Source organism: Pseudomonas sp. GD03858, from assembly GCF_029840925.1.
Taxonomy (GTDB): domain Bacteria; phylum Pseudomonadota; class Gammaproteobacteria; order Pseudomonadales; family Pseudomonadaceae; genus Aquipseudomonas.
Window position 1 is genome coordinate 1 of record NZ_JAOCDM010000041.1, and the last position, 22,471, is coordinate 22,471.

24 protein-coding genes and 1 tRNA gene are annotated in these 22,471 nt (G+C 63.5%); 6 read left to right on the forward strand and 19 right to left on the reverse strand.

The window, feature by feature from the left end; translation table 11 throughout:
* Positions 1-444: 444 nt before the first annotated feature.
* From N5D48_RS12940 to thrS, 9 genes are all read right to left on the reverse strand, one after another.
* A tRNA-Pro gene (locus tag N5D48_RS12940) sits at positions 445-521 on the reverse strand.
* Between the two features lie 99 nt (positions 522-620).
* A complete protein-coding gene (locus N5D48_RS12945; protein WP_011533210.1) occupies positions 621-977 on the reverse strand; it encodes a MerR family transcriptional regulator in 357 nt (118 codons plus the stop codon).
* On the reverse strand, positions 958-1,260 hold the full coding sequence (gene ihfA, locus N5D48_RS12950; protein ID WP_009394049.1) for an integration host factor subunit alpha: 303 nt from the start codon (positions 1,258-1,260) through the stop codon (positions 958-960). The genes N5D48_RS12945 and ihfA overlap by 20 nt, the downstream gene beginning before the upstream one ends.
* A gap of 4 nt (positions 1,261-1,264) precedes the next feature.
* Positions 1,265-3,646, reverse strand: coding sequence for a phenylalanine--tRNA ligase subunit beta (gene pheT / locus N5D48_RS12955; RefSeq protein ID WP_279884751.1), 2,382 nt, complete (start codon positions 3,644-3,646; stop codon positions 1,265-1,267).
* 33 nt (positions 3,647-3,679) lie between these two features.
* A complete protein-coding gene (gene pheS, locus N5D48_RS12960) occupies positions 3,680-4,696 on the reverse strand; it encodes a phenylalanine--tRNA ligase subunit alpha (protein ID WP_279884754.1) in 1,017 nt (338 codons plus the stop codon).
* A gap of 111 nt (positions 4,697-4,807) precedes the next feature.
* The gene (rplT, locus tag N5D48_RS12965) at positions 4,808-5,164 is read right to left on the reverse strand and encodes a 50S ribosomal protein L20 (RefSeq protein ID WP_003250671.1); all 357 of its coding nucleotides are present in this window, start codon (positions 5,162-5,164) and stop codon (positions 4,808-4,810) included.
* Between the two features lie 27 nt (positions 5,165-5,191).
* Complete coding sequence (gene rpmI, locus N5D48_RS12970) at positions 5,192-5,386, reverse strand: 50S ribosomal protein L35 (RefSeq protein WP_003250667.1); 195 nt, start codon at positions 5,384-5,386, stop codon at positions 5,192-5,194.
* Positions 5,387-5,449: 63 nt separating this feature from the next.
* Positions 5,450-6,001 carry a translation initiation factor IF-3 gene (infC, locus tag N5D48_RS12975; protein ID WP_011533207.1) on the reverse strand — a complete coding sequence of 184 codons (552 nt, stop codon included), beginning with the start codon at positions 5,999-6,001 and terminating at the stop codon, positions 5,450-5,452.
* On the reverse strand, positions 6,001-7,923 hold the full coding sequence (gene thrS, locus N5D48_RS12980) for a threonine--tRNA ligase (protein WP_186600445.1): 1,923 nt from the start codon (positions 7,921-7,923) through the stop codon (positions 6,001-6,003). Before thrS ends, infC begins: the two co-directional genes overlap by 1 nt.
* 338 nt (positions 7,924-8,261) lie before the next feature.
* Here thrS and N5D48_RS12985 point away from each other — a divergent pair, with 338 nt between their 5' ends.
* Both N5D48_RS12985 and N5D48_RS12990 read left to right on the forward strand, forming a co-directional pair.
* A complete protein-coding gene (locus N5D48_RS12985; RefSeq protein WP_279884759.1) occupies positions 8,262-8,564 on the forward strand; it encodes a hypothetical protein in 303 nt (100 codons plus the stop codon).
* A gap of 163 nt (positions 8,565-8,727) precedes the next feature.
* Positions 8,728-8,940, forward strand: a complete 213-nt coding sequence (locus tag N5D48_RS12990) for a cold-shock protein (RefSeq protein WP_011533204.1) — start codon at positions 8,728-8,730, stop codon at positions 8,938-8,940.
* A 211-nt stretch (positions 8,941-9,151) separates the two neighbouring features.
* Here the strand turns inward: N5D48_RS12990 and N5D48_RS12995 are convergent, their stop codons facing one another.
* Positions 9,152-9,472, reverse strand: coding sequence for an I78 family peptidase inhibitor (locus N5D48_RS12995; RefSeq protein WP_279884762.1), 321 nt, complete (start codon positions 9,470-9,472; stop codon positions 9,152-9,154).
* A gap of 287 nt (positions 9,473-9,759) precedes the next feature.
* Here N5D48_RS12995 and N5D48_RS13000 point away from each other — a divergent pair, with 287 nt between their 5' ends.
* Positions 9,760-9,972, forward strand: coding sequence for a hypothetical protein (locus N5D48_RS13000; RefSeq protein WP_279884765.1), 213 nt, complete (start codon positions 9,760-9,762; stop codon positions 9,970-9,972).
* Here N5D48_RS13000 and N5D48_RS13005 read toward each other — a convergent pair.
* The 7 genes from N5D48_RS13005 to N5D48_RS13035 all read right to left on the reverse strand — a co-directional run bounded on the left by N5D48_RS13005 (position 9,944) and on the right by N5D48_RS13035 (position 17,094).
* Positions 9,944-10,954 carry a nucleoside hydrolase gene (locus N5D48_RS13005; RefSeq protein ID WP_279884767.1) on the reverse strand — a complete coding sequence of 337 codons (1,011 nt, stop codon included), beginning with the start codon at positions 10,952-10,954 and terminating at the stop codon, positions 9,944-9,946. The two genes, N5D48_RS13000 and N5D48_RS13005, sit on opposite strands and share 29 nt — an antisense overlap.
* 147 nt (positions 10,955-11,101) lie before the next feature.
* A complete protein-coding gene (gene rbsD, locus N5D48_RS13010; protein WP_279884768.1) occupies positions 11,102-11,506 on the reverse strand; it encodes a D-ribose pyranase in 405 nt (134 codons plus the stop codon).
* Positions 11,503-12,411 (reverse strand): ribokinase, encoded by a 909-nt coding sequence (gene rbsK, locus N5D48_RS13015; RefSeq protein WP_279884769.1) that lies wholly within the window; start codon positions 12,409-12,411, stop codon positions 11,503-11,505. The genes rbsD and rbsK overlap by 4 nt, the downstream gene beginning before the upstream one ends.
* Positions 12,412-12,420: 9 nt before the next feature.
* Positions 12,421-13,446 carry a LacI family DNA-binding transcriptional regulator gene (locus N5D48_RS13020; protein WP_279884770.1) on the reverse strand — a complete coding sequence of 342 codons (1,026 nt, stop codon included), beginning with the start codon at positions 13,444-13,446 and terminating at the stop codon, positions 12,421-12,423.
* Positions 13,447-13,450: 4 nt separating this feature from the next.
* On the reverse strand, positions 13,451-14,443 hold the full coding sequence (locus tag N5D48_RS13025) for an ABC transporter permease (RefSeq protein ID WP_279884772.1): 993 nt from the start codon (positions 14,441-14,443) through the stop codon (positions 13,451-13,453).
* Complete coding sequence (locus N5D48_RS13030; RefSeq protein WP_279884817.1) at positions 14,440-15,993, reverse strand: sugar ABC transporter ATP-binding protein; 1,554 nt, start codon at positions 15,991-15,993, stop codon at positions 14,440-14,442. The genes N5D48_RS13025 and N5D48_RS13030 overlap by 4 nt, the downstream gene beginning before the upstream one ends.
* Before the next feature lie 153 nt (positions 15,994-16,146).
* Positions 16,147-17,094: a sugar ABC transporter substrate-binding protein gene (locus N5D48_RS13035; RefSeq protein ID WP_279884774.1), complete on the reverse strand. Its 948-nt coding sequence runs from the start codon at positions 17,092-17,094 to the stop codon at positions 16,147-16,149.
* Between the two features lie 342 nt (positions 17,095-17,436).
* Between N5D48_RS13035 and N5D48_RS13040 the strand changes: the two genes are divergently transcribed.
* The gene (locus tag N5D48_RS13040) at positions 17,437-18,525 is read left to right on the forward strand and encodes an asparaginase (protein ID WP_279884776.1); all 1,089 of its coding nucleotides are present in this window, start codon (positions 17,437-17,439) and stop codon (positions 18,523-18,525) included.
* A 57-nt stretch (positions 18,526-18,582) separates the two neighbouring features.
* Here the strand turns inward: N5D48_RS13040 and nfsB are convergent, their stop codons facing one another.
* Positions 18,583-19,236: an oxygen-insensitive NAD(P)H nitroreductase gene (gene nfsB, locus N5D48_RS13045; protein ID WP_279884778.1), complete on the reverse strand. Its 654-nt coding sequence runs from the start codon at positions 19,234-19,236 to the stop codon at positions 18,583-18,585.
* Positions 19,237-19,338: 102 nt separating this feature from the next.
* Between nfsB and N5D48_RS13050 the strand changes: the two genes are divergently transcribed.
* The gene (locus N5D48_RS13050) at positions 19,339-20,259 is read left to right on the forward strand and encodes a LysR family transcriptional regulator (protein WP_279884780.1); all 921 of its coding nucleotides are present in this window, start codon (positions 19,339-19,341) and stop codon (positions 20,257-20,259) included.
* A gap of 34 nt (positions 20,260-20,293) precedes the next feature.
* Positions 20,294-20,908 (forward strand): LysE family translocator, encoded by a 615-nt coding sequence (locus N5D48_RS13055; protein ID WP_279884782.1) that lies wholly within the window; start codon positions 20,294-20,296, stop codon positions 20,906-20,908.
* A 156-nt stretch (positions 20,909-21,064) separates the two neighbouring features.
* Here the strand turns inward: N5D48_RS13055 and N5D48_RS13060 are convergent, their stop codons facing one another.
* Positions 21,065-22,273, reverse strand: a complete 1,209-nt coding sequence (locus tag N5D48_RS13060; protein WP_279884784.1) for a sugar transporter — start codon at positions 22,271-22,273, stop codon at positions 21,065-21,067.
* Between the last annotated feature and the right edge of the window lie 198 nt (positions 22,274-22,471).

Here is a 22,471-nt window from a genome sequence, read left to right on the forward strand (position 1 = left end):
GGCAAACCGATGACACAGCCCTGCACTCTTTCTTCACACATCATATTGGATGTTCTTCGGGGGCGATGTTAGTCCCAAAAGTCGGGCACGACTGGAGCGTTGGTGCTTCCTAAGTCTAACCCTTCCCCCTCAGAAGGCAGACACCGACAACAGACCGCTTCTGGCCGTTATCTGCCCTTCCCGGAGGGCAGCTTTGGGTCGAAAGCGGCCATCCGAGATCTACCATTTGCAATTCAGTTGGATGCGAGCATCTGACCATCAACCCATAGAGGTAAAACGGCTCTGAACAACCCTCAGTCACAGATTTCGATGTACTAAGCAGCCCACGAAATCTAATCAACATCTCAGTGGCGCAAAAAGTGGGGTAAATTTCTATCAGCGGCAAAAATTGAAGGCATAAAAAAATCCAGTCACCGCTAAGCGACTGGATTTTTTAGGGATTTTTGGTCGGGACGGAGTGATTCGAACACTCGACCCCTTGCACCCCATGCAAGTGCGCTACCGGGCTGCGCTACGCCCCGACATCATTCTCGATACCGCTGAGAACGTTGAAGAATTTAACCTAACCTTTTGAATAATGGAAGCTTTTTTTCAAAAAAATCCACTCGTCGCCAACCAGGTCACTTCTTCAGCACCACCAACACATCCTCCAACTCCGCAATCATCTGCCGAATCAGCTGCTTGTACTGGCTGGACTCATCCTTGACCTCATCACTGGAAAGCCGTAACCGCGCCCCGCCAATGGTAAAGCCCTGGTCATACAGCAAAGCGCGAATCTGGCGGATCATCAGCACGTCCTGGCGCTGATAATACCGCCGATTGCCACGGCGCTTCACCGGGTTGAGCTGCGGAAATTCCTGCTCCCAGTAGCGCAGCACGTGCGGTTTTACCGCACAGAGCTCGCTGACTTCACCGATGGTGAAGTAGCGTTTGCCCGGGATGGGGGGCAGCTCGTCGTTATGGCTTGGTTCCAGCATAGGCCTCTACCCGGGCTTTCAGCTTCTGCCCTGGACGAAAGGTGACGACGCGGCGCGCGGTGATCGGGATCTCTTCCCCTGTTTTAGGGTTGCGGCCCGGCCGCTGGCGTTTGTCGCGAAGGTCGAAGTTGCCGAAACCGGACAACTTGACCTGCTCGTTGTCTTCAAGCGCGTGCCGAATTTCTTCAAAAAACAGCTCGACCAGCTCCTTGGCCTCACGCTTGTTAAGCCCCAGCTCCTCGTACAGCCTTTCGGCCATCTCAGCTTTCGTCAGAGCACCCATGCCGTTATTTCCTTAACGTGGTGTTCAACCTTTGTTCAAGCGAGGTGAGGACGGTTTGCAGGGTTTCATTCACCTCATCGTCGTTAAGAGTGCGCGATGGATGTTGCCAGGTCAAGCCGACGGCCAGGCTTTTTCTATCAGGATCAATGCCTTTACCCTGGTAGACGTCAAACAGCCTGAGGTCTGTGAGCCATTCGCCTGCATTGTCACGAATTACTTCAAGCACCGAGCTCGAAGCTACATCACGACCTGCGATCAAGGCCAGGTCACGACGGGTTTCCGGGAACTTGGACAGCTCGCTGAACTTCGGCAGGCGGCCTTCCACTACGTCACCGAGCACCAGCTCGAAGACGAACACCGGGCGGTCGAGGCCGAGGGTCTTGGCCAGCTCCGGGTGGATGGCGCCGAGGTAGCCGACTTCCTTGCCGTCGCGCTCAATGCGGGCGGTCTGGCCTGGGTGCAGGGCTGGGTGCTTGCCGGCGACGAAGCTGAAGTCGCTCAGGGCGCCCGAGTAGCCCAGCAGGGCTTCCACATCGGCTTTGACGTCGAAGAAGTCGATGCCGTCGCGACCGTTGGCCCAGCCTTCTGGCTGGCGGCTGCCGGTGACGACGCCGGCAATCATCGGCTGCTGCTTGAGGTCACCGAGCTGGCCGACGAAGCGCAGGCCGCTTTCGAACAGGCGCACGCGGTCTTGCTGGCGGTTGAGGTTGTGCTGCATCGCCTTGACCAGGCCCGGCCACAGCGAGGCGCGCATGGCGGCCATGTCGCTGGAGATGGGGTTGGCCAGCAGCAGCGGCTCGACGCCCGGGGTGAACAGCTCGAACAGTTTCGGGTCGATGAAGCTGTAGGTGATGGCTTCCTGGTAGCCGCGGGCGACCAGCAGGCGACGCAGGTTCGGCAGCTCGCCGCGAGTTTCCGGGCGGGCTTGCGGGGCCAGGCGGGCCTGCGGGTAGCGGACCGGCAGGTTGTTGTAGCCGTACAGGCGGGCCAGCTCTTCGATCAGGTCGACTTCCAGGCTGACGTCGAAGCGGTGGCTTGGGACGGTGACAGTCCACTCCCCCGCTCCGCTTGCGCTGGTTTTCAGCTCCAGGGCGTTGAGCAGCTGCTCGACCTGGGCGGCGTCCATCTGCATGCCGAGCATCTGGGTGATGCGTTCGGCGCGCAGGGTGATCGGCGCGATGTTCGGCAGGTGCTGTTCGCTCACGGTCTCGACTACGGGGCCTGCTTCGCCGCCGACGATCTCCAGTACCAGGGCGGTGGCGCGCTCCATGGCTTCACGGGCCAGTTGCGAGTCCACGCCGCGCTCGTAGCGGTGCGAGGCGTCGGTGTGCAGGCCGTAGGAACGGGCCTTGCCAGCGACGGAGATCGGCTCGAAGAAGGCGCTCTCGAGGAACAGGTCGCGGGTCTTCTCGGTGTTGACGCCGCTGTGCTCGCCACCCATCACGCCGGCAATGGCCAGGGCGCGGGTGTGGTCGGCGATTACCAGGGTGTCGGCGCGCAGGGCGACTTCCTGGCCGTCCAGCAGGACGAGCTTCTCGCCCTCCTCGGCCATGCGTACGCGGATGCCGCCGTTGATTTCGGCGAGGTCGAAGGCGTGCATCGGCTGGCCGAGTTCGAGCATCACGTAGTTGGTGATGTCGACGGCGGCGTCGATGCTGCGCACGTCGCTGCGGCGCAGGCGCTCGACCATCCACAGCGGGGTCGGCTTGCTCAGGTCGACGTTGCGGATCACGCGGCCCAGGTAGCGTGGGCAGGCGGCCGGGGCGCTGACTTCGACCGGGCGCACTTCGTCGTGGGCAGCCGGTACCGCTGGCACGACCGGGCGGGTGACCGGCACGTCGTACAGGGCGCTGACGTCACGGGCCAGGCCGGCCAGGGACAGGCAGTCGCCGCGGTTCGGGGTCAGGCCGATCTCGATGCTGGCGTCGTCCAGGTTCAGGTACTTGCGAATGTCTTCGCCAACCGGGGCGTCAGCCGCCAGTTCCAGCAGGCCGTCGTTCTCTTCGCTGATCTGCAGCTCGGAAGCCGAGCAGAGCATGCCGAACGACTCGACGCCGCGCAGCTTGGCTTTCTTGATCTTGAAGTCGCCCGGCAGTTCGGCGCCGATCATGGCGAACGGGATCTTGATGCCTGGGCGGGCATTCGGGGCGCCGCAGACCACCTGGAAGGTCTCTGCGCCGTTGCTCACCTGACATACGCGCAGTTTGTCGGCGTCCGGGTGTTGTTCGGTGGTGAGGATCTCGCCCACCACGATGCCGCTGAACTGGCCGGCAGCGGGGGTCACGCTGTCGACTTCGAGGCCGGCCATGGACAGGCGGGCGACCAGTTCGTCACGGGAGACTTGCGGGTTTACCCAACCGCGCAGCCACTGTTCACTGAATTTCATGCTGTTCTCCTAGAAAGTGCGTCGGGCATTGACCTAGCGGAATTGCGCGAGGAAGCGCAGGTCGTTGTCGAAGAACAGACGCAAATCGTTGACGCCATAGCGCAGCATGGCCAGGCGCTCGGCGCCCATGCCGAAGGCGAAGCCCTGGAACTCTTCCGGGTCGATGCCGGACATGCGCAGCACGTTCGGGTGGACCATGCCGCAACCCATCACTTCCAGCCAGCCGGTTTGCTTGCAGACGCGGCAGCCCTTGCCGGAACACATCACGCACTGGATGTCGACTTCGGCGGACGGCTCGGTGAAGGGGAAGAACGACGGGCGGAAGCGCACGGCCAGTTCTTTCTCGAAGAACACCCGCAGGAACTCTTCGATGGTGCCCTTGAGGTCGGCGAAGTTGATGCCGCGGTCGATCAGCAGGCCTTCGACCTGGTGGAACATCGGCGAGTGGGTGATATCCGAGTCGCAACGGTACACACGGCCTGGGCAGACGATGCGGATCGGCGGCTGGGTGCTTTCCATGGTGCGGACCTGTACCGGCGAGGTGTGGGTGCGCAGCAGCATGTTGGCGTTGAAATAGAAGGTGTCGTGCATCGCCCGGGCCGGGTGGTGGCCGGGGATGTTGAGCGCTTCGAAGTTGTGGTAGTCGTCTTCGACCTCAGGGCCTTCGGCAATGCCGTAGCCGATGTGGGTGAAGAACTGCTCGATGCGCTCGAGAGTACGGGTGATCGGGTGCAGCCCACCGGTGGTCTGGCCACGGCCTGGCAGGGTCACGTCGATGCATTCGGCGGCCAGGCGAGCGTTGAGCTCAGCCTCTTCAAAACCGGCCTTGCGTGCGTTGAGCACGTCGGTGACGCGTTCCTTGGCGTCGTTGATCAGCGCGCCAACCTTGGGGCGCTCTTCGGCTGGCAGGTTGCCCAGGGTCTTCATCACCTGGGTCAGCTCGCCTTTCTTGCCGAGGAATTGAACCCGGATCTGTTCCAGGGCAGTGATGTCTTCAGCGCGTTCCACGGCCTCGAGGGCTTGGGCGACCAGCGCGTCCAGGTTTTCCATGTACAGACTCCAGATACGAAAATAGGGGAAGAGCTTTTGAAGGCTCTTCCCCTATCCGATGACGTTTTACACCCGACGGCGCAGGCGCCGCCGGATGATTGTCGTGGGTACTTAAGCCAGTACGGCTTTAGCCTTCTCGACAATCGCAGCAAACGCCGCTTTTTCGTTCACTGCCAGATCGGCCAGAACCTTACGGTCGATTTCGATCGACGCCTTTTTCAGGCCAGCAATCAGACGGCTGTACGACAGGCCGTTGGTGCGGGCACCGGCGTTGATACGAGCGATCCACAGTGCGCGGAACTGACGCTTCTTCTGGCGACGGTCGCGGTAGGCGTATTGGCCTGCCTTGATGACCGCTTGCTTGGCTACACGGAATACGCGCGAACGTGCACCGTAGTAACCTTTAGCCAGTTTCAGAATTTTTTTGTGACGCTTACGAGCGATAACGCCGCGCTTAACACGAGCCATGAGTAACTTCCTCTATCTTAACCAGAATTAACGAACGCGCAGCATGCGCTCGACTTTTGCCACGTCAGACGGGTGCAGCAGGCTGGCACCGCGCAGTTGACGCTTACGCTTGGTCGACATTTTGGTCAGGATGTGGCTCTTGAAAGCGTGCTTGTGCTTGAAGCCGGAAGCCGTCTTCAGGAAGCGCTTCGCAGCACCGCTCTTGGTTTTCATCTTTGGCATGTTGGAACTCCGCATTCGAATAAAAATTACACAATAATCATCAGGCCTGCCGTGCCCGGGAGATTACTTCTTCTTTTTGGGGGCGATGACCATCATAAGCTGGCGTCCTTCCATCTTCGGATGCTGCTCAACGGTGCCGTATTCGGCGAGGTCGGTTTCGACCCGCTTCAACAGCTCCATGCCCAGCTCCTGGTGGGCCATCTCACGGCCGCGGAATCTCAGAGAGATCTTGGCCTTGTCCCCATCGCTAAGGAAACGTACCAGGTTGCGTAGTTTTACCTGGTAATCCCCTTCTTCCGTCCCTGGACGAAACTTGATTTCTTTGATCTGGATCTGCTTCTGGTTCTTCTTGGCTTCGTTGGCCTGCTTCTTCTTCTCGAAGAGGTGCTTGCCGTAGTCCATCACCTTGCAGACGGGCGGTTGCGCGTCTGCAGAGATTTCCACCAGATCCAGCTTCGCTTCATCAGCGATACGCAGCGCTTCATCAATCGAGACGATGCCAATCTGCTCGCCGTCAGCACCAATTAACCGAACCTCGCGTGCCGAGATATTCTCGTTGATCGGGGCTTTCGGTGCAGTTCGTTTATCGTTTCTCATTTCACGCTTAATAGTCATTACTCCGATTCTTGGCGACCACGCCGGGAAACCGCTTGCGACAGCAGCTCAGCGAACTGCGCGACGGGCATCGAGCCCAGGTCAGCGCCTTCGCGGGTGCGCACAGCGACGGTTTGCGTTTCGACTTCGCGATCCCCTATAACCAAAAGGTAAGGGACCCGCAGCAACGTATGCTCGCGGATTTTAAAGCCGATCTTCTCATTTCTCAAGTCCGACTTGGCACGGAATCCGCTTCCATTCAGGGCTTTTTCCACCTCTAGGGCGAAATCGGCCTGCTTGTCGGTGATGTTCATGATCACGGCTTGGGTCGGCGCGAGCCAGGCCGGGAACACGCCGGCGTAGTGCTCGATGAGCATGCCGATGAAGCGTTCGAACGAGCCGAGGATGGCGCGGTGCAGCATCACCGGGCGCACGCGGCTGTTGTCTTCGGCGATGTAGCTGGCGTCCAGGCGCTCCGGCAGGTTCGGGTCGTACTGCAGGGTGCCGCACTGCCAGTTACGGCCGAGGCAGTCGCGCAGGGTGAACTCGATCTTCGGACCGTAGAACGCGCCCTCGCCCGGCTGGTATTCCCACTCCAGGCCCGATTCGTTCAGGGCGTCGGCCAGCGCGCCTTCGGCGCGGTCCCACAGCTCTTCGGAACCCACGCGCTTGGCGGGACGGGTCGAGAGCTTCATGGCGACGTCGGTGAAGCCGAAGTCCTTGTACACATCCAGGGTCAGCTTGATGAAGTCGGCGGCTTCTTTCTTCACCTGGTCTTCGGTGCAGAAGATGTGCGCGTCGTCTTGTACAAAGCCACGCACGCGCATGATGCCGTGCAGGGCACCGGACGGCTCGTTACGGTGGCAGGCACCGAACTCGGCCAGGCGCAGCGGCAGGTCGCGGTACGATTTGAGGCCCTGGTTGAACACCTGCACGTGGCACGGGCAGTTCATCGGTTTTACCGCGTAGTCGCGGTTTTCCGACGAAGTGGTGAACATGTTCTCGGCGTAGTTGGACCAGTGGCCGGAACGCTCCCAGAGGATGCGGTCGACGACCTGCGGAGTCTTGATCTCCTGGTAGCCGTTTTCACGCTGGACCTGACGCATGTACTGCTCAAGTACCTGGTACACGGTCCAGCCGTTGGCGTGCCAGAACACCATGCCCGGCGCTTCTTCCTGCAGGTGGAACAGGTCGAGCTGCTTGCCGATCTTGCGGTGGTCGCGTTTTTCGGCTTCTTCGATGCGCTGGATGTAGGCGGCCAGCTGCTTCTTGTCGGCCCAGGCGGTGCCGTACACGCGTTGCAGCTGCTCGTTCTTGGCATCGCCGCGCCAGTAGGCGCCGCTCAGCTTGGTCAGCTTGAATGCCTTGAGGAAACGAGTGTTCGGCACGTGCGGGCCACGGCACATGTCGACGTATTCTTCGTGGTAGTACAGGCCCATGGCCTGTTCATCCGGCATGTCCTCGACCAGGCGCAGCTTGTAGTCTTCGCCACGCTGGGTGAACACGTCGATGACTTCGGCGCGCGGGGTCATCTTCTTGACGACGTCGTAGTCCGTGTCAATCAGCTGCTGCATGCGCTTTTCGATGGCGGCGAGGTCGTCCGGGGTGAAGGGACGCTCGTAGGCGATGTCGTAATAGAAGCCTTCGTCGATCACCGGGCCGATCACCATCTTGGCGGTCGGGTACAGCTGCTTCACCGCGTGGCCGATCAGGTGGGCGCACGAGTGACGGATGATCTCCAGTCCCTCTTCATCTTTGGGGGTGATGATCTGCAGGGTGGCGTCGTGGTCGATCTTGTCGCAGGCATCGACGAGCTTGCCGTCGACCTTGCCGGCCAGGGTGGCCTTGGCCAGGCCAGCACCAATGGATGCGGCGACTTCGGCTACGGATACCGGCTGGTCGAACGTGCGTTGACTGCCATCGGGAAGAGTAATAACGGGCATGGCGCCTCCTCTCCTAGTGGTGACCCCTACCAAAGGTCACGTGGGTTGGGATGAGCCAGTACAAGATCCGCCCTGCCTTTCCCGCGGGAAAGCCTGCCTCACAGTGGCAGAGACCTTTCGGCCTGCCAGGGTCGAACCAGAGTGACTGGAAGGTAATAAAGAAGCTGCAAGCCACAAGTGGCGAGCTGCAAGCCGAGCATGCTAGCACGCAGGTTACGCTGAAACGCAGAATTATTTGGAAATTACGACACCAGGCTGAACTTGTACGGAAAATTTCCTATCAGACTTTCTGAAGCAACCTACTCTTGATGAGACCTTTACCCAAGGAGTGTTCGGTTATGCGACTTCAGTCCCTTCTGGCTGCCTGCGCCGCAAGCGCCCTGCTGCTGCCGCTGGCTGCCAATGCAGGCAATTTCCCCGCCGGTAAGGAAGCGCACTACATGACCCAGTGCCAACAGGTGGCGAGCGGCCAGGGCGTGGACGCGGCAACGGCGAAGAAGCACTGCGAGTGTGGCGCCCAAGCCATCAAGAAGAATTTCAGCGACAAGGAGATCGAAGACCTCGACAGCCAGGACGGCGTTGACGCCAAGCTGATGCAGAAGGCCCAGCAGGTGGTACAGGCCACCTGCAAGCCGAAATAAACAGGGTTATCTGGCCATTGCACGCATCTTTTGCGCTGGATCAACATCCTGCGAAGGTAAAAGGCGCTAGATGTGCAGAAATGGACTATGATGTTGCCGGTGCTACTGCAGCCTCGGCGCATCGCACCTCGAAAAAAAAATCATGTTTCTGGAGATTCACCTCATGTCCAATCGCCAAAACGGCACCGTCAAATGGTTCAATGATGAAAAAGGCTACGGCTTCATCACCCCAGCAGGCGGCGGCGACGACCTGTTCGTACACTTCAAGGCCATCGAATCCGACGGCTTCAAGAGCCTGAAAGAAGGCCAGGCTGTAACCTTCGTTGCCGAGAAAGGCCAGAAGGGCATGCAGGCTGCACAGGTTCGTCCGGAGTAATTTTCGGATAGCTGTAAAAAAACCCGCCACTTGTGGCGGGTTTTTTATTGGCTTTCAGGACAACGCTGCACCTCTGTAGGAGCGGCCTTGCGTCGCGATAGGGCCGCAAAGCGGCCCCGGCGATCTGTGTTGTGGCGACGAACTTGGGGCCGCTGCGCGCCCCTATCGCGACACAAGGCCGCTCCTACAGGGGGCCAATTCCGAGCTTGGATCAGCCGCAGTTGACGCGGGTGACTACACCCTTGTCATCGACATTCAGGTTCAACCGCTCGGAGCGGTATTCCAGGGTGATCACATCGTGGGGCGTGAGGATGCGCGCCATCTGTGAACCACTGGCCTTGCGCGCCTGCTCCAGCAGCGCAGGCGAAGCCGGCTTGCCGATGGTGAAGTCGGCGCCACTGGCTTCGCAGCGGCCGTCGTTGCCAGCCGGGGTGGCCTGGGCACTGCTGCCGCCCGAGGAGCCACCTGTGCTGCAACCTGCCAGAACGGAAGCCACCAGCAAGGTCGCCAGGGAAGCGCGGGTACGGAACATGAATCCTCCTAAATAAATCCGGGAACTGCCTGATGCGACAATTCCTCCAGGCATTTGTTGCAAAACCGCACGATTCTGCCTGACTCGACCACGTGACGCGAAAGGCAATCGTGACCGGATTTTGCACCGAACCGTCGGTTCGGCCAACCGCGCCCCTTATGCTTAAGTCGCAGGTCCCGTCATGCAAAGGCATGATTTACTGCAAGAAGCGGAGCGCGGAACGCCTCCCCTTCGAACGCCAGGACGCGGTATTCGACCTATCACCCAGGCCCAGCGAGAACCGCCCCATGAGCAGCCACAGCATCGACGCCGATATCAAGGTCAAGTGGGACGAGGGCCAGAGCGCCTACAGTCCGAGCACGCCCGAGGAACTGATGCTGATCGCCGTCGACCTGCTGGTGCGCGACCGCGGCGGTGAAGCAGCGCGCAGCTTCATCGAGCAGGTGCTCGAGCGCCACGCGCCGCACGAGACTATTTCAATCGAGCCAGGCGGGCGCTGAGCAGGTCGAAGAAGCCCTGGGCGTCGCCCTCCTCGATCCACATCACGTTGGCCGGCTGCTTGAGCACGCCGTACCAGTCGGCGATGGTCTGGCCGAAGGTCGGGCCTTCACGACTGTCGACCACCATGTGCACCTGACGGCCCTTGAACAGCTCGGGCTTGAGCAGGTAGGCGATCACGCTGGCGTCGTGCACCGGGCCGCCGGGCATGCCGTAGTTGTCCATGTCGAACTTGATGTAGGCGTTGAGGATGTCCACCACCAGCTTGCTGGCGTGGTTGTTCACTGCGGCCAGTTGCTTGAGGCGGGCGTCGCTGGTGAGCACCTTGTGGGTCACGTCCAGGGGCAGGTAGGTCAGCTTGACGCCGCTGGCCAGCACCACTTCGGCGGCATGGGGGTCGGCGAACAGGTTGAACTCGGCGGTCGGGGTAATGTTGCCGCCGTTGAAGTGGGCGCCGCCCATCACCACCACTTCCTTGATGCCGTTGACGATCTCGGGCTTCTGGATCAGCGCCAGGGCCAGGTTGGTCTGCGGGCCGAGCATGGCCACGGTGATGCTGTGGGGTTCGGCGGCGCTCAGGGTGTCGATCAGGTACTGCACGGCGTTGCCCTTGGCCAGGGGCTTTTTCGGCTCATGGACCTTAACGCCGGTCAGGCCTTCCTCGCCGTGGACGTTGGCGGCGTAGATCGGCGTGCGCACCATTGGCCGCCCTGCCCCGGCGTACACCGGGATCTCTTCGCGGCCCGCCCATTCACGGGCCAGGCGAGCGTTGCGCGAGGTCTTTTCCAGGCGCACGTTGCCGGCCACGGTGGTGATGGCGCGGATCTTCAGCTCTTCGGGCGAAGCCATGGCCAGCAGCAGGGCCACCACGTCGTCGGCGCCGGGGTCGGTGTCGATGATCAGGTCGCGGGGGGCGGCCATGACGGTGGTGGCGGCTAGCGCGGACATGAGGACGGCTCCTTGGAGCAGGGATTTGAAGGACATTCAGCACTCCTTGTTGCTAGGGGATGGATTCAAGAGGGGCCGCTTTGCGGCCCTTTCGCGACACAAGGCCGCTCCTACAGAAATCGGGTTGCCCCCCTGTAGGAGCGGCCTTGCGCCGCGATCGAGGGCGCAGCCCTCGCATTCGGTCTAAAAGGTAACGCCAGCCACCAGGGCAATATTGCTATAGGGTTTGCACTCCCCCGTACGCACCACGGCCCGGGCCTGGCGACACAGGGTCTTGAACTCGGCATGGCTCAGCACCTGGCGCTGGCCCAGCTCGCCGCCGGCATGCAGCCGCTCGACCTCGACCAACCCCGGCGGCAAAGCCTGGAACACTTCCTCGGCCAGCACATGCCGCTCCACCTGCATCTCGCTCAACACCACGCGCAGCACGCTGGCGAAATCCGGGATGCCCGGCGTCAGCGCCAGGTCGATCAGCTCCACGCCCGACGGCACCGGTAAACCGGCATCGCCGATCACCAGGATGTCGCCATGGCCCAGCCCGGCGATGGTCCGCGACAGGGCAATATTCAACAGCGGCGTCTTCTTCATGGCGCCAATTCCTTCAGGTACGGAATCGACGGCTGCGCGCCGACGCGAGTCACCGACAACGCGGCGGCACGCTGCCCGAAACCGATTGACTCGGCTTCCGACAAACCGCGCGCCAGGCCTGCGGCAAAACCACCGACAAAGGTGTCGCCCGCCGCCGTAGTGTCCACCGGCTGCACCCGTGGCGCCGGAAAATGCCGAGCCCCGGCCGCATCGACCAGCAATGCGCCCTCAGCGCCCAGGGTGACGATTACCTTGCCCGCACCCAACTGACGCAGACGCTCGGCAGCCCGGCGCGCACTGTCCTGGTCGTCGACCTGCACGCCGGCCAGGGCCTCGGCCTCGCTCTCGTTGGGGATCAGGTAGTCGATATAGGCGTACCACTCCGCCGGCAGTGGCCCGCTGGCCGGCGCCGGGTTGAGGATCACGGTCTTGCCCAGCTCGCGGCCTCGGGCCAGGGTCCAGGCCACGGTGGCGGTGGGTACCTCGAGCTGGCAGATGATCACCTCGGCCCCCTGCAACAGGTGGTCGAAACGGCTCACCGACTCGGGCCCGAGCAGGCCGTTGCCGCCGGGAATGACGACGATGGCGTTCTGGCTGGCGGCGTCCACCACGATCAGCGCCACGCCGCTGGACACGCCCTCGCACACACTTACGCTCTGGCAATCGACGCCTTCGGTTTGCAGGGCCTGGCGCAACTGCTGGCCATAGGCGTCGTCACCGACATTGCCGACCATCGCCACGCTGGCGCCCAGCCGGGCCACGGCCACGGCCTGGTTGGCGCCCTTGCCGCCGGGCGCGGTGAAGAAACTGTCGCCGGCCAGGGTCTCGCCGCCCCGGGGCAGGCGCTGAGCGCGAGCGACCAGGTCCATGTTGAGGCTGCCGACCACTACCACCTTGGCATCCATGGGCATTCCTTAACGGTAATCGTTGAACAGGTCCGGGCGTGGCCCGGTGGATTCACGCAAAACGATGCGCGGGGCGACGATGCGCTGCTCGGCGGCGCCATCGCGCCGGGGCGTGACGATGCGCGACAGCAACAGGCCGGCGGCGCTCTCGCCCAGCTCGCGGATCGACTGGCCGACGGTGGTCAGCGCCGGGTACACGTAGCGACTCAGCTCGATGTCGTCGAAGCCGATCACCGACAGCTCACCGGGCACGTCGATATTGCGTTCGGCGGCGGCGCGCAGCACGCCGAAGCCGATCATGTCGTTGCCGGCGAAGATCGCCGTGGGCCGCTCGCCGTCGAGCAGGCGCGCCGCGGCGGCATGCCCGCCGGGGCTGGTGAAGTCGCTGTGCAGCACATGACCAGGGGCGACGCGCACGCCGGCCTCGGCCATCGCCCGACGGAAACCGGCCAGGCGCAGTTGGCTGACACCGGTGTCCACCGGGCCGCCGATGGTGGCGATCTCGCGGTGCCCCAGTTCCAGCAGGTGGCGGGTGGCCAGGTAGGCGCCCTGCTCATGGTCGATGCGCACCAGATCGGCCTCGACGCCGTCCAGGGCACGGTCGACGATGACCATCGGCGTGCGCACGCCGCTGAGGCTGTCGAGCAGGTCCTGGTCCTCGCCCACCGAGGCGACGATCAGCCCGTCGATGCGTTTTTCCAGCAGCACCCGCAGGTAGCTGCGCTGCTTCTGCGGGTTGTCGTCGGAGTTGCACAGGATCACGCAGTAGCCGTTGCGCTCGCAGGCATCCTCGATGCCCCGGGCCAGCTCGGCGAAGTACGGGTTGACGCTGTTGGGCACCAGCAGGCCGATGGTGGCGGTGCTGCGCGCCTTGAGCGAGCGCGCCACGGCGCTGGGCACGTAGTCGAGCTCGGCGATCGCCGCCTCGACCTTCAGGCGCACGTGCTCGCTGACCGGGCGGGTTTTGTTCAGTACATGGGACACGGTGGTGTAGGAAATCCCCGCCAGTGCCGCGACGTCTTTGATGGTTGCCATGGTTTCAGTTCCGCCGGTTCGCGCGCCGGCTGCGGTAAGTGTCGAGGACCACGGCGATGACGATGACCGCCCCGGTGATGATGCGTTTGGTCGGCTCCGAAGCGCCGATCTGGGCCAGGCCGGCGGCCAGCACCGAGATGATCAGCACGCCGAAGAAGGTGCTGATGACCGAGCCGCGACCGCCCATCAGGCTGGTGCCGCCGATCACCACGGCGGCGATCACCTGCAGCTCGAGGCCGGAGCCGGCGTTGGGGTCGGCGGCTTCCAGACGGGAGATCTGGAACAGCGCGGCGAGGCCTGCGAGCACGCCCATCAGGGCGAACACCAGGATCTTGTATGGGCGCGGGTCGATGCCGGCCAGGCGCACGGCCTCTTCGTTGGTGCCGATGCCGATCAGGTAACGGCCGAACACGGTGCGGGTCAGCACCAGCTGGGCGGCGACGATCACCAGCAAGGCGATGATGAAGGCCGGCGAGATACCGAAGGCGATGGGGTTGGAGAACCAGGCGAAGGCGTCGCCGATGTAGGCGGTACGCGAGTCGGTGAACTGGTAGGCCAGGCCCCGGGCCATCTCCAGCACACCCAGCGAGACGATGAACGAGGGGATGCGCCAGGCCACGGTGATGCTGCCGGTGACAGTGCCGGCCAGCGCCGCCACGGCCATGCCCAGCAGCGCGGCGGGCAGCACGCTCCAGCCCCAGCCGAGGATCGCCACGCTGACCGTCGAGGCGGCCAGGGCCAGCACCGAGCCCACCGACAGGTCGATGCCGCCGATGATCAGGATGAAGGTCATGCCCACCGCCAGCACCATGAGGTCGGGGATCTGGTTGGCCAGGGTGCTGAAGGTGGCATAGGACAGGAAGTGGCTGCTCAGCATCGAGAACAGCACGATCATCGCCAGCAAGGCGCCGGCCAGGCCCAGGTAGGTGCCCAGGCCGAAATAGGTGCCGCTGCGGCGCACGGGCGCGGCGCCCGAGGTGTTTGTTGTGGTTTTCATGCGTCCATCCTGGGGGCTGCGTCGTGCAGCAGGGCATCACGTTTCTGGTAGCCGGCAAAGGCGGCGGCAAGCAGCTGGTCCTGGGTCCAATGACCACGGTCGAAGGTGTCGATCAGGCGGCCGGCGCTGAGCACGGCGATGCGGTCGCAGATCAGCATCAGCTCGCGCAGGTCGCTGGACACCACGACAATGGCCTTGCCCTGGCGGGCAAGCTCGGCGAGCAGGCCATAGATGTCGAACTTGGCGCCGACGTCGATGCCACGGGTCGGCTCGTCGAACAGCAGCACCTGGCAGTCGCGCTCCAGCCAGCGGCCGATCACCACCTTCTGCTGGTTGCCGCCGGACAGCTCGCCCACGGCCTGGGCGGGGCTGGCGCTGCGGATGCGCATGGCGCCGATCTGGCGTTCGGCCAGCGCGCGCTCGGCGTCGCGATCGAGCACCCCGGCGCGGGACACGGCGCCGAGGTTGCCCAGGGCGATATTGGCGCTGATCGACTGGCTCAGCAGCAGGCCTTCGCCCTTGCGGTCCTCGGTGATCAGGGCGATGCCGGCCTTGACCGCGGCCTTGGGCGAATCGATGGTCACCGGCACCGGCGGCTGGCCGAGGGCGACCTGGCCGCTGTCGGCGCGGTCGGCGCCGTAGATCAGGCGCAGCAGCTCGGTGCGCCCGGCGCCGATCAGGCCGGAGATACCGAAGATCTCCCCTGCCCTGACCTCGAACGACACTTCGCGCACCTTGTCGCCACGGCAGAGCTTGTCGACCTTGAGCAGCGGCGCGCCAATGCTGCGCTGGCCGAGGTCGATATGCTCGCCGAGCTCGCGGCCGACCATCAGGTTGACCAGTTGCTCGCTGTTGTAGCGTTGGATCGGCTCGGCGCACACCAGCTTGCCGTCGCGCAGCACGGCGATGCGCTGGGCCACGCGCTGCAGCTCTTCGAGGCGGTGGGAGATATAGACGATGGCCACGCCACGCTGGCGCAGGCGCTCGATCTGGGTGAACAGCAGCTCCACTTCACGGGCGGTGAGCATGGCCGTGGGTTCGTCGAAGATCAGCACATGGCAGTCGCCGATCAGGTTGCGGGCAATCTCGACCATCTGCTGGTGGCCAATGCCCAGCTCGCCCACCAGGGTATCCGGGTCGATGGCGTCCAGGCCGACCTGAGCCATGGCCGCGCTGGCCAATTGGCGCAGGCGCTTCTGACTGACCCAGCCGAAGCGGCTGGGCAGGTTGTCGAGGAACAGGTTCTCGGCCACGGTCAGGGTGGGCAGCAGGTTGAGCTCCTGCATCACCATGCGCACGCCGAGGCGCTCGGCCTCGGCACGGTTGCCGGGGCTGTAGGGCTGGCCGCGATAGAGCATCTGCCCAGTGGTGGGGATCTCCAGGCCGCTGATCAGCTTGGACAGGGTCGACTTGCCCGCGCCGTTCTCGCCGGTCAGGGCCAGCACCTCGCCGCCGCGCAGCTCGAGGGTGACGTCGCCGAGCACGGGCTGGGCGTAGGTCTTGCCCAGGCCGCTGACGGCTAGCACGGTTTCATTGGCCGGTACTGACATGGCCATCGTTCTCCTAGAAAAACCACGACTTCTTGATTCAACGACCGTCCCTGTGGGAGCGGGCTTGCCCGCGAAGCAGGCACCGCGATGGATGGCACCGGCTTCGCCGGTGTTCGCGGGGCAAGCCCGCTCCCACGCCCCCGCGATATCACTTCACTTGGTAATCAGCTCGACCGGGGTCTGGATGACATTGTCGGCATCCACGCCCGGCTGCTCGCCCTTGAGCATCTTCAGAGCCGCCTGGATGCCGAACACCGCCTGCTGGCTGGCCGCCTGGTCGAGGGTGGCGAGCACACGGCCGTCCTTGAGCATCGGCTTGATGGCGTTGATGTTGTCGTAGCCGACCACCTGCACCTGGCCGGTCTTGCCGGCGGCGCGCACGGCCGAGACGGCGCCCAGGGCCATGCTGTCGTTGCCGGCCAGCAGCGCCTTCAAATCGGGGTACTCGTTGAGCATCGAAGCGGCCACGGCGTTGCCTTTGTCGATCTCCCAGTTGCCCGACTGCACCGAGACGATCTTCATCTGCGCGGCTTCCATGGCGTCCTTGAAGCCGGCGGTGCGCTGCTGGGCATTGGTGGTGGTCGGCACGCCTTCGATGATGCCGACCTGGTCACCGGCCTTGAGCTTCTGCTGGACCAGGTAGTCGCCGACCAGGCGCGCGCCCTTGCGATTGTCCGGCCCCACGAATGGCACACTGATGCCCTTGCTCTTGAGCACATCCGGGTCGAGGCGATTGTCGATATTGACCACGGTGATGCCAGCGTCCATGGCCTTCTTGATCACCGGCACCAGCGCCTTGGAGTCGGCCGGGGCGATGACCAGGGCCTTGGCGCCGGTGGCGATCATCTGTTCGACGATGCGGATCTGGTTGCCGGTGTCGGTCTCGTCCTTGATGCCGTTGGCGACCAGGCTGAAGTCGTTCGGATGGTCTTTCTGGTACGCCTTGGCGCCGTCTTCCATGGTGCGGAAGAACTCGTTGGCGAGGGATTTCATCACCAGGGCGACCTTGGGCGCCTCCTCGGCGTGAGCGGTGGACAGGGAGAAGATCAGCGACGAGAAAACGGCGAGGGCCAGCGGACGGCCAGGAAATGGCAGTTTCATGGAAAAGACTCCGAATCTTGTGGTTTTTATCGGATCGCAAACGTTTGCGGTGACTAACTATGGAAACGCGGCCCGTTTTTGTCAAATCCATTGCGCAAGGTGCCAATGATGCGCCGGCCGGATTATCCGCAATTTATCCGAAAAACCGAACACCTTTCCTGCGCCTTGTTCGGTAATCCGAACCAACCCTGCACGATGACCAGATGGTCATCTCATGGCGCAAGCGGTCAACCCGGGCGTTTCAAGATGAAATACGACGAACGGTAGTTGCTGGTACGAAATCTGCCTATGCCCCTGTGCGACACAGCAAACATCTCACCCAGGAAGAGAGAAGCAGAAATGATGAAATCCGCTCTTAAGACCTTCACGCCGGGCGCCCTGGCCCTGCTGCTGGTCCTGCCAACCATGGTCAGCGCCAAGGAAGCCGCGCAACAACAGAAGCTCGCCAACGTGGTGATCCTCGCCACCGGCGGTACCATCGCCGGCGCCGGCGCCAGCGCTGCCAACAGCGCCACCTACCAGGCCGCCAAGCTGGGCGTCGACAAGTTGATCGCCGGCGTGCCGGAACTGCAGGACCTGGCCAACGTGCGCGGCGAGCAGGTGATGCAGATCGCCTCGGAAAGCATCGGCAACGACGACCTGCTCAAGCTGGGCAAGCGTGTCGCCGAACTGGCCGACAGCAAGGATGTCGATGGCATCGTCATCACCCACGGCACCGACACCCTGGAAGAGACCGCCTACTTCCTGAACCTGGTGGAGAAGACCGACAAGCCGATCATCGTGGTCGGCTCGATGCGCCCGGGCACCGCCATGTCCGCCGACGGCATGCTCAACCTGTACAACGCCGTCGCCGTGGCCAGCAGCAAGGAAGCCCGTGGCAAGGGCGTGCTGGTGACCATGAACGACGAGATCCAGTCGGGTCGCGACGTGAGCAAGGCGGTCAACATCAAGACCGAAGCCTTCAAGAGCCAGTGGGGCCCGCTGGGCATGGTGGTCGAAGGCAAGTCGTACTTCTTCCGCCTGCCGGCCAAGCGCCACACCGTCAACTCGGAGTTCGACATCAAGAACATCAGCAGCCTGCCTGCCGTGGACATCGCCTACGGCTACGGCAACGTGACCGATACCGCCTACAAGGCGCTGGCCGCGGGTGGCGCCAAGGCAATCATCCACGCCGGCACCGGCAACGGTTCGGTGTCGTCGCGGGTAGTCCCTGCCCTGCAGGAACTGCGCAAGGACGGCGTACAGATCATTCGTTCGTCCCACGTCAACCAGGGCGGTTTCGTACTGCGCAACGCCGAACAGCCTGACGACAAGAACGACTGGGTCGTGGCCCACGACCTGAACCCGCAGAAAGCACGGATCCTGGCCATGGTCGCAATGACCAAGACCCAGGACAGCAAGGAGCTGCAGCGGATCTTCTGGGAATATTGATCGACGCGTGATGCGGGCCGGTGAGCGCACCGGCCCGTCCGTGATCCTGATACGCGATTACAGGAAGGTGAACACTTCGCTGGCCGGCAGGCGCGACTTGCTCAGCCCGGCATTGAAGTCCTCTTCGCTGCGATAGCCCAGGCTCATCAGCACCACGCTGGTGTAGCCCCGCTCACGCAGCCCCAGTTCGATGTCCAGCGCCTTGGCGTCGAACCCTTCGATCGGCGTGGCGTCCAGACCATGGGCGGCAGCGCCCAGCAGTGCGGTACCCAAAGCCAGGTACACCTGCTTCTCCATCCAGTGCTGCAGATCCTTGAAGTCATGACGGTGCAGGTCGACGTAGCCACGGCGACTCTGGTCCTGCGCGCCGCGCGCCTGTTCGCTGCGAAAACGCCCGTCGGCGGCTTCCTGCTCCAGCACCGCCTGCAGGTGCTGCTCGGTGACATTGGTGCGTGCGGCGAACACGATCACATGAGAGGCATCACGGATCTTCGGGCTGTTGTAGGCAAACCGGGCATCGGTGGCCTTGGCCAGGCGATCCTTGCCTTCGGCGGTATCGGCGACCACGAAGTGCCAGGGCTGCGAGTTGACCGAGGACGGACTGTGACGCAGCTGCTCGAGCAAGGCATCGATGGTGGCCTGGGGGATCTTGCGAGCGGCATCGTAGGCTTTGGTGGTGTAGCGGCGCTTGGCGAGGGCAACGGTATCCATGTGCGGTAGTTCCTCAAGGGTCGTGGATGCCGGGCATCTTATCTTCCCGGCCCGAAAGAAAAACCAGCACAATGCAGCAACACTTTCATCCCCGGAGTGAAAATGCTGCGCCTCAACGACCTCGAACTGTTCACCCGTGCCAGCGCCCTGGGCAGCTTCACCGCCGCCGCCCATGAAGCCGACCTGTTGCCCGGCCAGGTAGCCGCGGCAATCAAGCGCCTGGAGCGCGAGCTCGATGTGCGCCTGTTCGCTCGCACCACCCGCAGCTTGCGCCTGACCGCCGAGGGCGAACTGTACCTGCCCACCGCCCAGCGGGTGCTCGACGCCCTGCGCCAGGGTCGCGAGGATCTGCATGGCAGCCACAGCTGCCTGCGTGGCGTGCTGCAGGTGGCAGCGCCCTCGGACATGGGGCGCAACCTGCTGCGTCCGTGGTTGAGCGCGTTTCGCCGCGAGCATCCGGGGCTGGGCCTGCGCTTCTTTCTCTCCGACCAGCTGGCCGACCTGTATCGCGACCCGGTGGATGTCGCCATCCGCTACGGCCTGAACGAAGACGCCAACTACATCGCCCTGCCCCTGGCACCCTGGAACCGCCGGGTGCTGGTGGCCTCGCCCGCCTACCTGGCCCGCCATGGCCGGCCCTGCACGCCGGACGACCTGCAGCAGCACGATTGCCTGTTGTACCTGCAGCAAAGCCGGGTATACGACAAATGGCGCCTGGGCAACCGTACCGTGCAGGTGCGCGGGCCGCTGTTCAGCGACGACGCCGACGTGGTCCGGCGCTGGGCCCTGGAGGGCGAAGGGATCGTCTACAAGTCGTGGCTGGATGTCAGCGCCAACGTCGCCGCCGGCGAGCTGGAAGTGCTGCTGCCCGAGCACCCTGGCGAGCCGACCCCGGTGACCCTGGTCTGCCCGCACCGCAAGCAACTGACACCGGCAGTGACGCAGCTGCACCTGTGGCTGCGCGAACGCTTCGCCACGTTGCGCCCGGAGGACATGTTGCAGCGGCTGTCGCCGGGCGTATAGTGCAGCCACCCCCGACTGCAAGGAGCTGTCATTCATGCCAAGCCTGGAGTTTCTCGTCACCGCGCTGATCATCGTGCTGATCCCCGGCAGTGGGGTCATCCTCACCGTCTCCAGCGCCCTGGTGGCTGGGCGGCGCGCCTGCCTGTGGACCGCCTCGGGCTGCACCCTGGGGATCGTCCCGCACCTGCTGGCCTCGGTGCTGGGCATGTCGGCGCTGCTGCACGCCAGCGCCCTGGCATTCCAGGGGCTGAAATTCGCCGGCGTCGCCTACCTGCTGTACCTGGCCTACGCCACCTGGCGCGATCGCGCCGCCTTCGCCGTGGACGAACACGCTGCCCCTGCCCCGGCCAGCCAGCTGGTGCTCAAGGCCTGCCTGTTGAACATCCTCAACCCCAAGCTGACCCTGTTCTTCCTCGCTTTCCTGCCGCAGTTCATCGACCCGCATGCAGGCTCCGCGACCCTGCAGATGCTTGGCCTGAGCGCCGTGTTCATGGCCATGACGTTCGTCGTGTTCGTGCTCTATGGCCTGCTCGCCCACCTGTTCCGTCGCGCGGTGATCGACTCGCCCAAGGTCCAGGCCTGGCTGCGCCGCAGTTTCGCCGCCTCGTTCGCCGCTCTGGGCATCAACCTGGCGTTCGCCCAGCGCTGAGTCCTGCGTGATCGCTCTAAACCTGGGGCCGCTTCTGCTCTAAGGTCCAGGCCTATCAAGGGTTGCGGCGAACACTTGGTGGCGCTACTCAGTCAGTGGCCTCACGCCCAAGCGACTAGATCGACCTGATGGAGCCGCCACCAGCCTGTAACGCCCTCAGCCCGGTGGGTGGCTCAACGCCTCGCGGAAACGCCGGGTGCTGGCCACCGCCAGCAGCAACCCGACGAGCGCCACGCTGCCACCCATCCAGCCGATATTGGCCACCCCCATCTGGCTGCTGACGATACTGCCCAGCAACGCGCCGCCACCGATGCCGATGTTGTAGATGCCGGAGAACAGCGCCATGGCCACATCGGTGGCGTCCGAAGCGAGCTTGAGGGTCTTGGACTGCAGCGCCAGGCTGAAGCTGAGAATCGCCACGCCCCAGACCATGCTCAGGCCAGCGAACACGTAGAAATTGCCCGACAGCGGCAGCAACAGCAGCAAGCAGGCCGCGACCCCGCCGATGGCGCCCACCAGGAAGCCGTGGGGGAAACGGTCGCTGTAGCGACTGAACAGCAACGACCCGAACACCCCGGCGCCGCCGAACAGCAGCAGCAATAGCGTGGTGCGCTCGCCGCCAATCTGCGCCACGTGCAGGGCGAACGGCTCGATATAGCTGTAGGCGGTGAACTGCGCGGTGATCACCAGCGTCACCAGCACATAGGTGATCACCAGCGCCGGGCGCCTGAACAGGATCGGCAGGCTGCGCAGCGACCCCGAGTTCTGGCTCGGCAGCAGCGGCAGCGACTTCATCAAGCAGAGCATGGTCGCCAGCGCCACCCCGGCGATGCACAGGAAGGTGATGCGCCAGCCCAGCGCCTCGCCCACCACCCGGCCCAGGGGAATGCCCATGACCATCGCCAGTGTCGTGCCGGTGGCCAGCAGACCCAGCGCCTTGGCCTGCTGCCCGGGCGGTGCCACGCGCACCGCAAGCGAAGCGGTGATGGCCCAGAACACGGCGTGGGCCAGGGCGATGCCGATGCGGCTGAGCAGCAACATGGCGAAGCTCTGCGACAGCCACGACAACAAGTGACTGACGATGAACACCAGGAACACGAACAGCAGCAGGCGCCGCCGTTCGACGTTGCGGGTCATCAGCATCATCGGCAGCGACGCCAGTGCCACCACCCAGGCGTAGATGGTCAGCATCAAGCCGACCTGCGCGGTGCTCATGTCGAAACTGCGGCCGATGTCGCTGAGCAGCGCCACCGGCACGAACTCGGTGGTATTGAAGATGAACGCCGCCAGCGCCAGGGCGATGACGCTCAGCCAGCTGCCGTTGCCGACGGTCGGCGGCAGCGAAGTGGGTACGGGACCATTCATGGGAAAACGCTTTTCTCCACACGCAAGACGATATGACGCGCATCACCTGCCTGCTTCCAGGGTCGCTGACGCACGTTTTTTATTGAAAGGATGCCGGGCATGGTACGCATCCGGTCAGGGCCTCACAACCATGGGCGCGGACGGAGTACCATGCGCGCCTTCGTGCACTCTTTTGTTGCACGACCATTTGCGGCATCG

Coding starts and splice junctions, on each gene's coding strand:
- N5D48_RS12945 (WP_011533210.1), bottom strand. CDS start 977: ATGCTGGAACCAAGCCATAACGACGAGCTGCCCCCCATCCCGGGCAAA.
- ihfA (WP_009394049.1), bottom strand. CDS start 1,260: ATGGGTGCTCTGACGAAAGCTGAGATGGCCGAAAGGCTGTACGAGGAG.
- pheT (WP_279884751.1), bottom strand. CDS start 3,646: ATGAAATTCAGTGAACAGTGGCTGCGCGGTTGGGTAAACCCGCAAGTC.
- pheS (WP_279884754.1), bottom strand. CDS start 4,696: ATGGAAAACCTGGACGCGCTGGTCGCCCAAGCCCTCGAGGCCGTGGAA.
- rplT (WP_003250671.1), bottom strand. CDS start 5,164: ATGGCTCGTGTTAAGCGCGGCGTTATCGCTCGTAAGCGTCACAAAAAA.
- rpmI (WP_003250667.1), bottom strand. CDS start 5,386: ATGCCAAAGATGAAAACCAAGAGCGGTGCTGCGAAGCGCTTCCTGAAG.
- infC (WP_011533207.1), bottom strand. CDS start 6,001: ATGACTATTAAGCGTGAAATGAGAAACGATAAACGAACTGCACCGAAA.
- thrS (WP_186600445.1), bottom strand. CDS start 7,923: ATGCCCGTTATTACTCTTCCCGATGGCAGTCAACGCACGTTCGACCAG.
- N5D48_RS12985 (WP_279884759.1), top strand. CDS start 8,262: ATGCGACTTCAGTCCCTTCTGGCTGCCTGCGCCGCAAGCGCCCTGCTG.
- N5D48_RS12990 (WP_011533204.1), top strand. CDS start 8,728: ATGTCCAATCGCCAAAACGGCACCGTCAAATGGTTCAATGATGAAAAA.
- N5D48_RS12995 (WP_279884762.1), bottom strand. CDS start 9,472: ATGTTCCGTACCCGCGCTTCCCTGGCGACCTTGCTGGTGGCTTCCGTT.
- N5D48_RS13000 (WP_279884765.1), top strand. CDS start 9,760: ATGAGCAGCCACAGCATCGACGCCGATATCAAGGTCAAGTGGGACGAG.
- N5D48_RS13005 (WP_279884767.1), bottom strand. CDS start 10,954: ATGTCCTTCAAATCCCTGCTCCAAGGAGCCGTCCTCATGTCCGCGCTA.
- rbsD (WP_279884768.1), bottom strand. CDS start 11,506: ATGAAGAAGACGCCGCTGTTGAATATTGCCCTGTCGCGGACCATCGCC.
- rbsK (WP_279884769.1), bottom strand. CDS start 12,411: ATGGATGCCAAGGTGGTAGTGGTCGGCAGCCTCAACATGGACCTGGTC.
- N5D48_RS13020 (WP_279884770.1), bottom strand. CDS start 13,446: ATGGCAACCATCAAAGACGTCGCGGCACTGGCGGGGATTTCCTACACC.
- N5D48_RS13025 (WP_279884772.1), bottom strand. CDS start 14,443: ATGAAAACCACAACAAACACCTCGGGCGCCGCGCCCGTGCGCCGCAGC.
- N5D48_RS13030 (WP_279884817.1), bottom strand. CDS start 15,993: ATGTCAGTACCGGCCAATGAAACCGTGCTAGCCGTCAGCGGCCTGGGC.
- N5D48_RS13035 (WP_279884774.1), bottom strand. CDS start 17,094: ATGAAACTGCCATTTCCTGGCCGTCCGCTGGCCCTCGCCGTTTTCTCG.
- N5D48_RS13040 (WP_279884776.1), top strand. CDS start 17,437: ATGAAATCCGCTCTTAAGACCTTCACGCCGGGCGCCCTGGCCCTGCTG.
- nfsB (WP_279884778.1), bottom strand. CDS start 19,236: ATGGATACCGTTGCCCTCGCCAAGCGCCGCTACACCACCAAAGCCTAC.
- N5D48_RS13050 (WP_279884780.1), top strand. CDS start 19,339: ATGCTGCGCCTCAACGACCTCGAACTGTTCACCCGTGCCAGCGCCCTG.
- N5D48_RS13055 (WP_279884782.1), top strand. CDS start 20,294: ATGCCAAGCCTGGAGTTTCTCGTCACCGCGCTGATCATCGTGCTGATC.
- N5D48_RS13060 (WP_279884784.1), bottom strand. CDS start 22,273: ATGAATGGTCCCGTACCCACTTCGCTGCCGCCGACCGTCGGCAACGGC.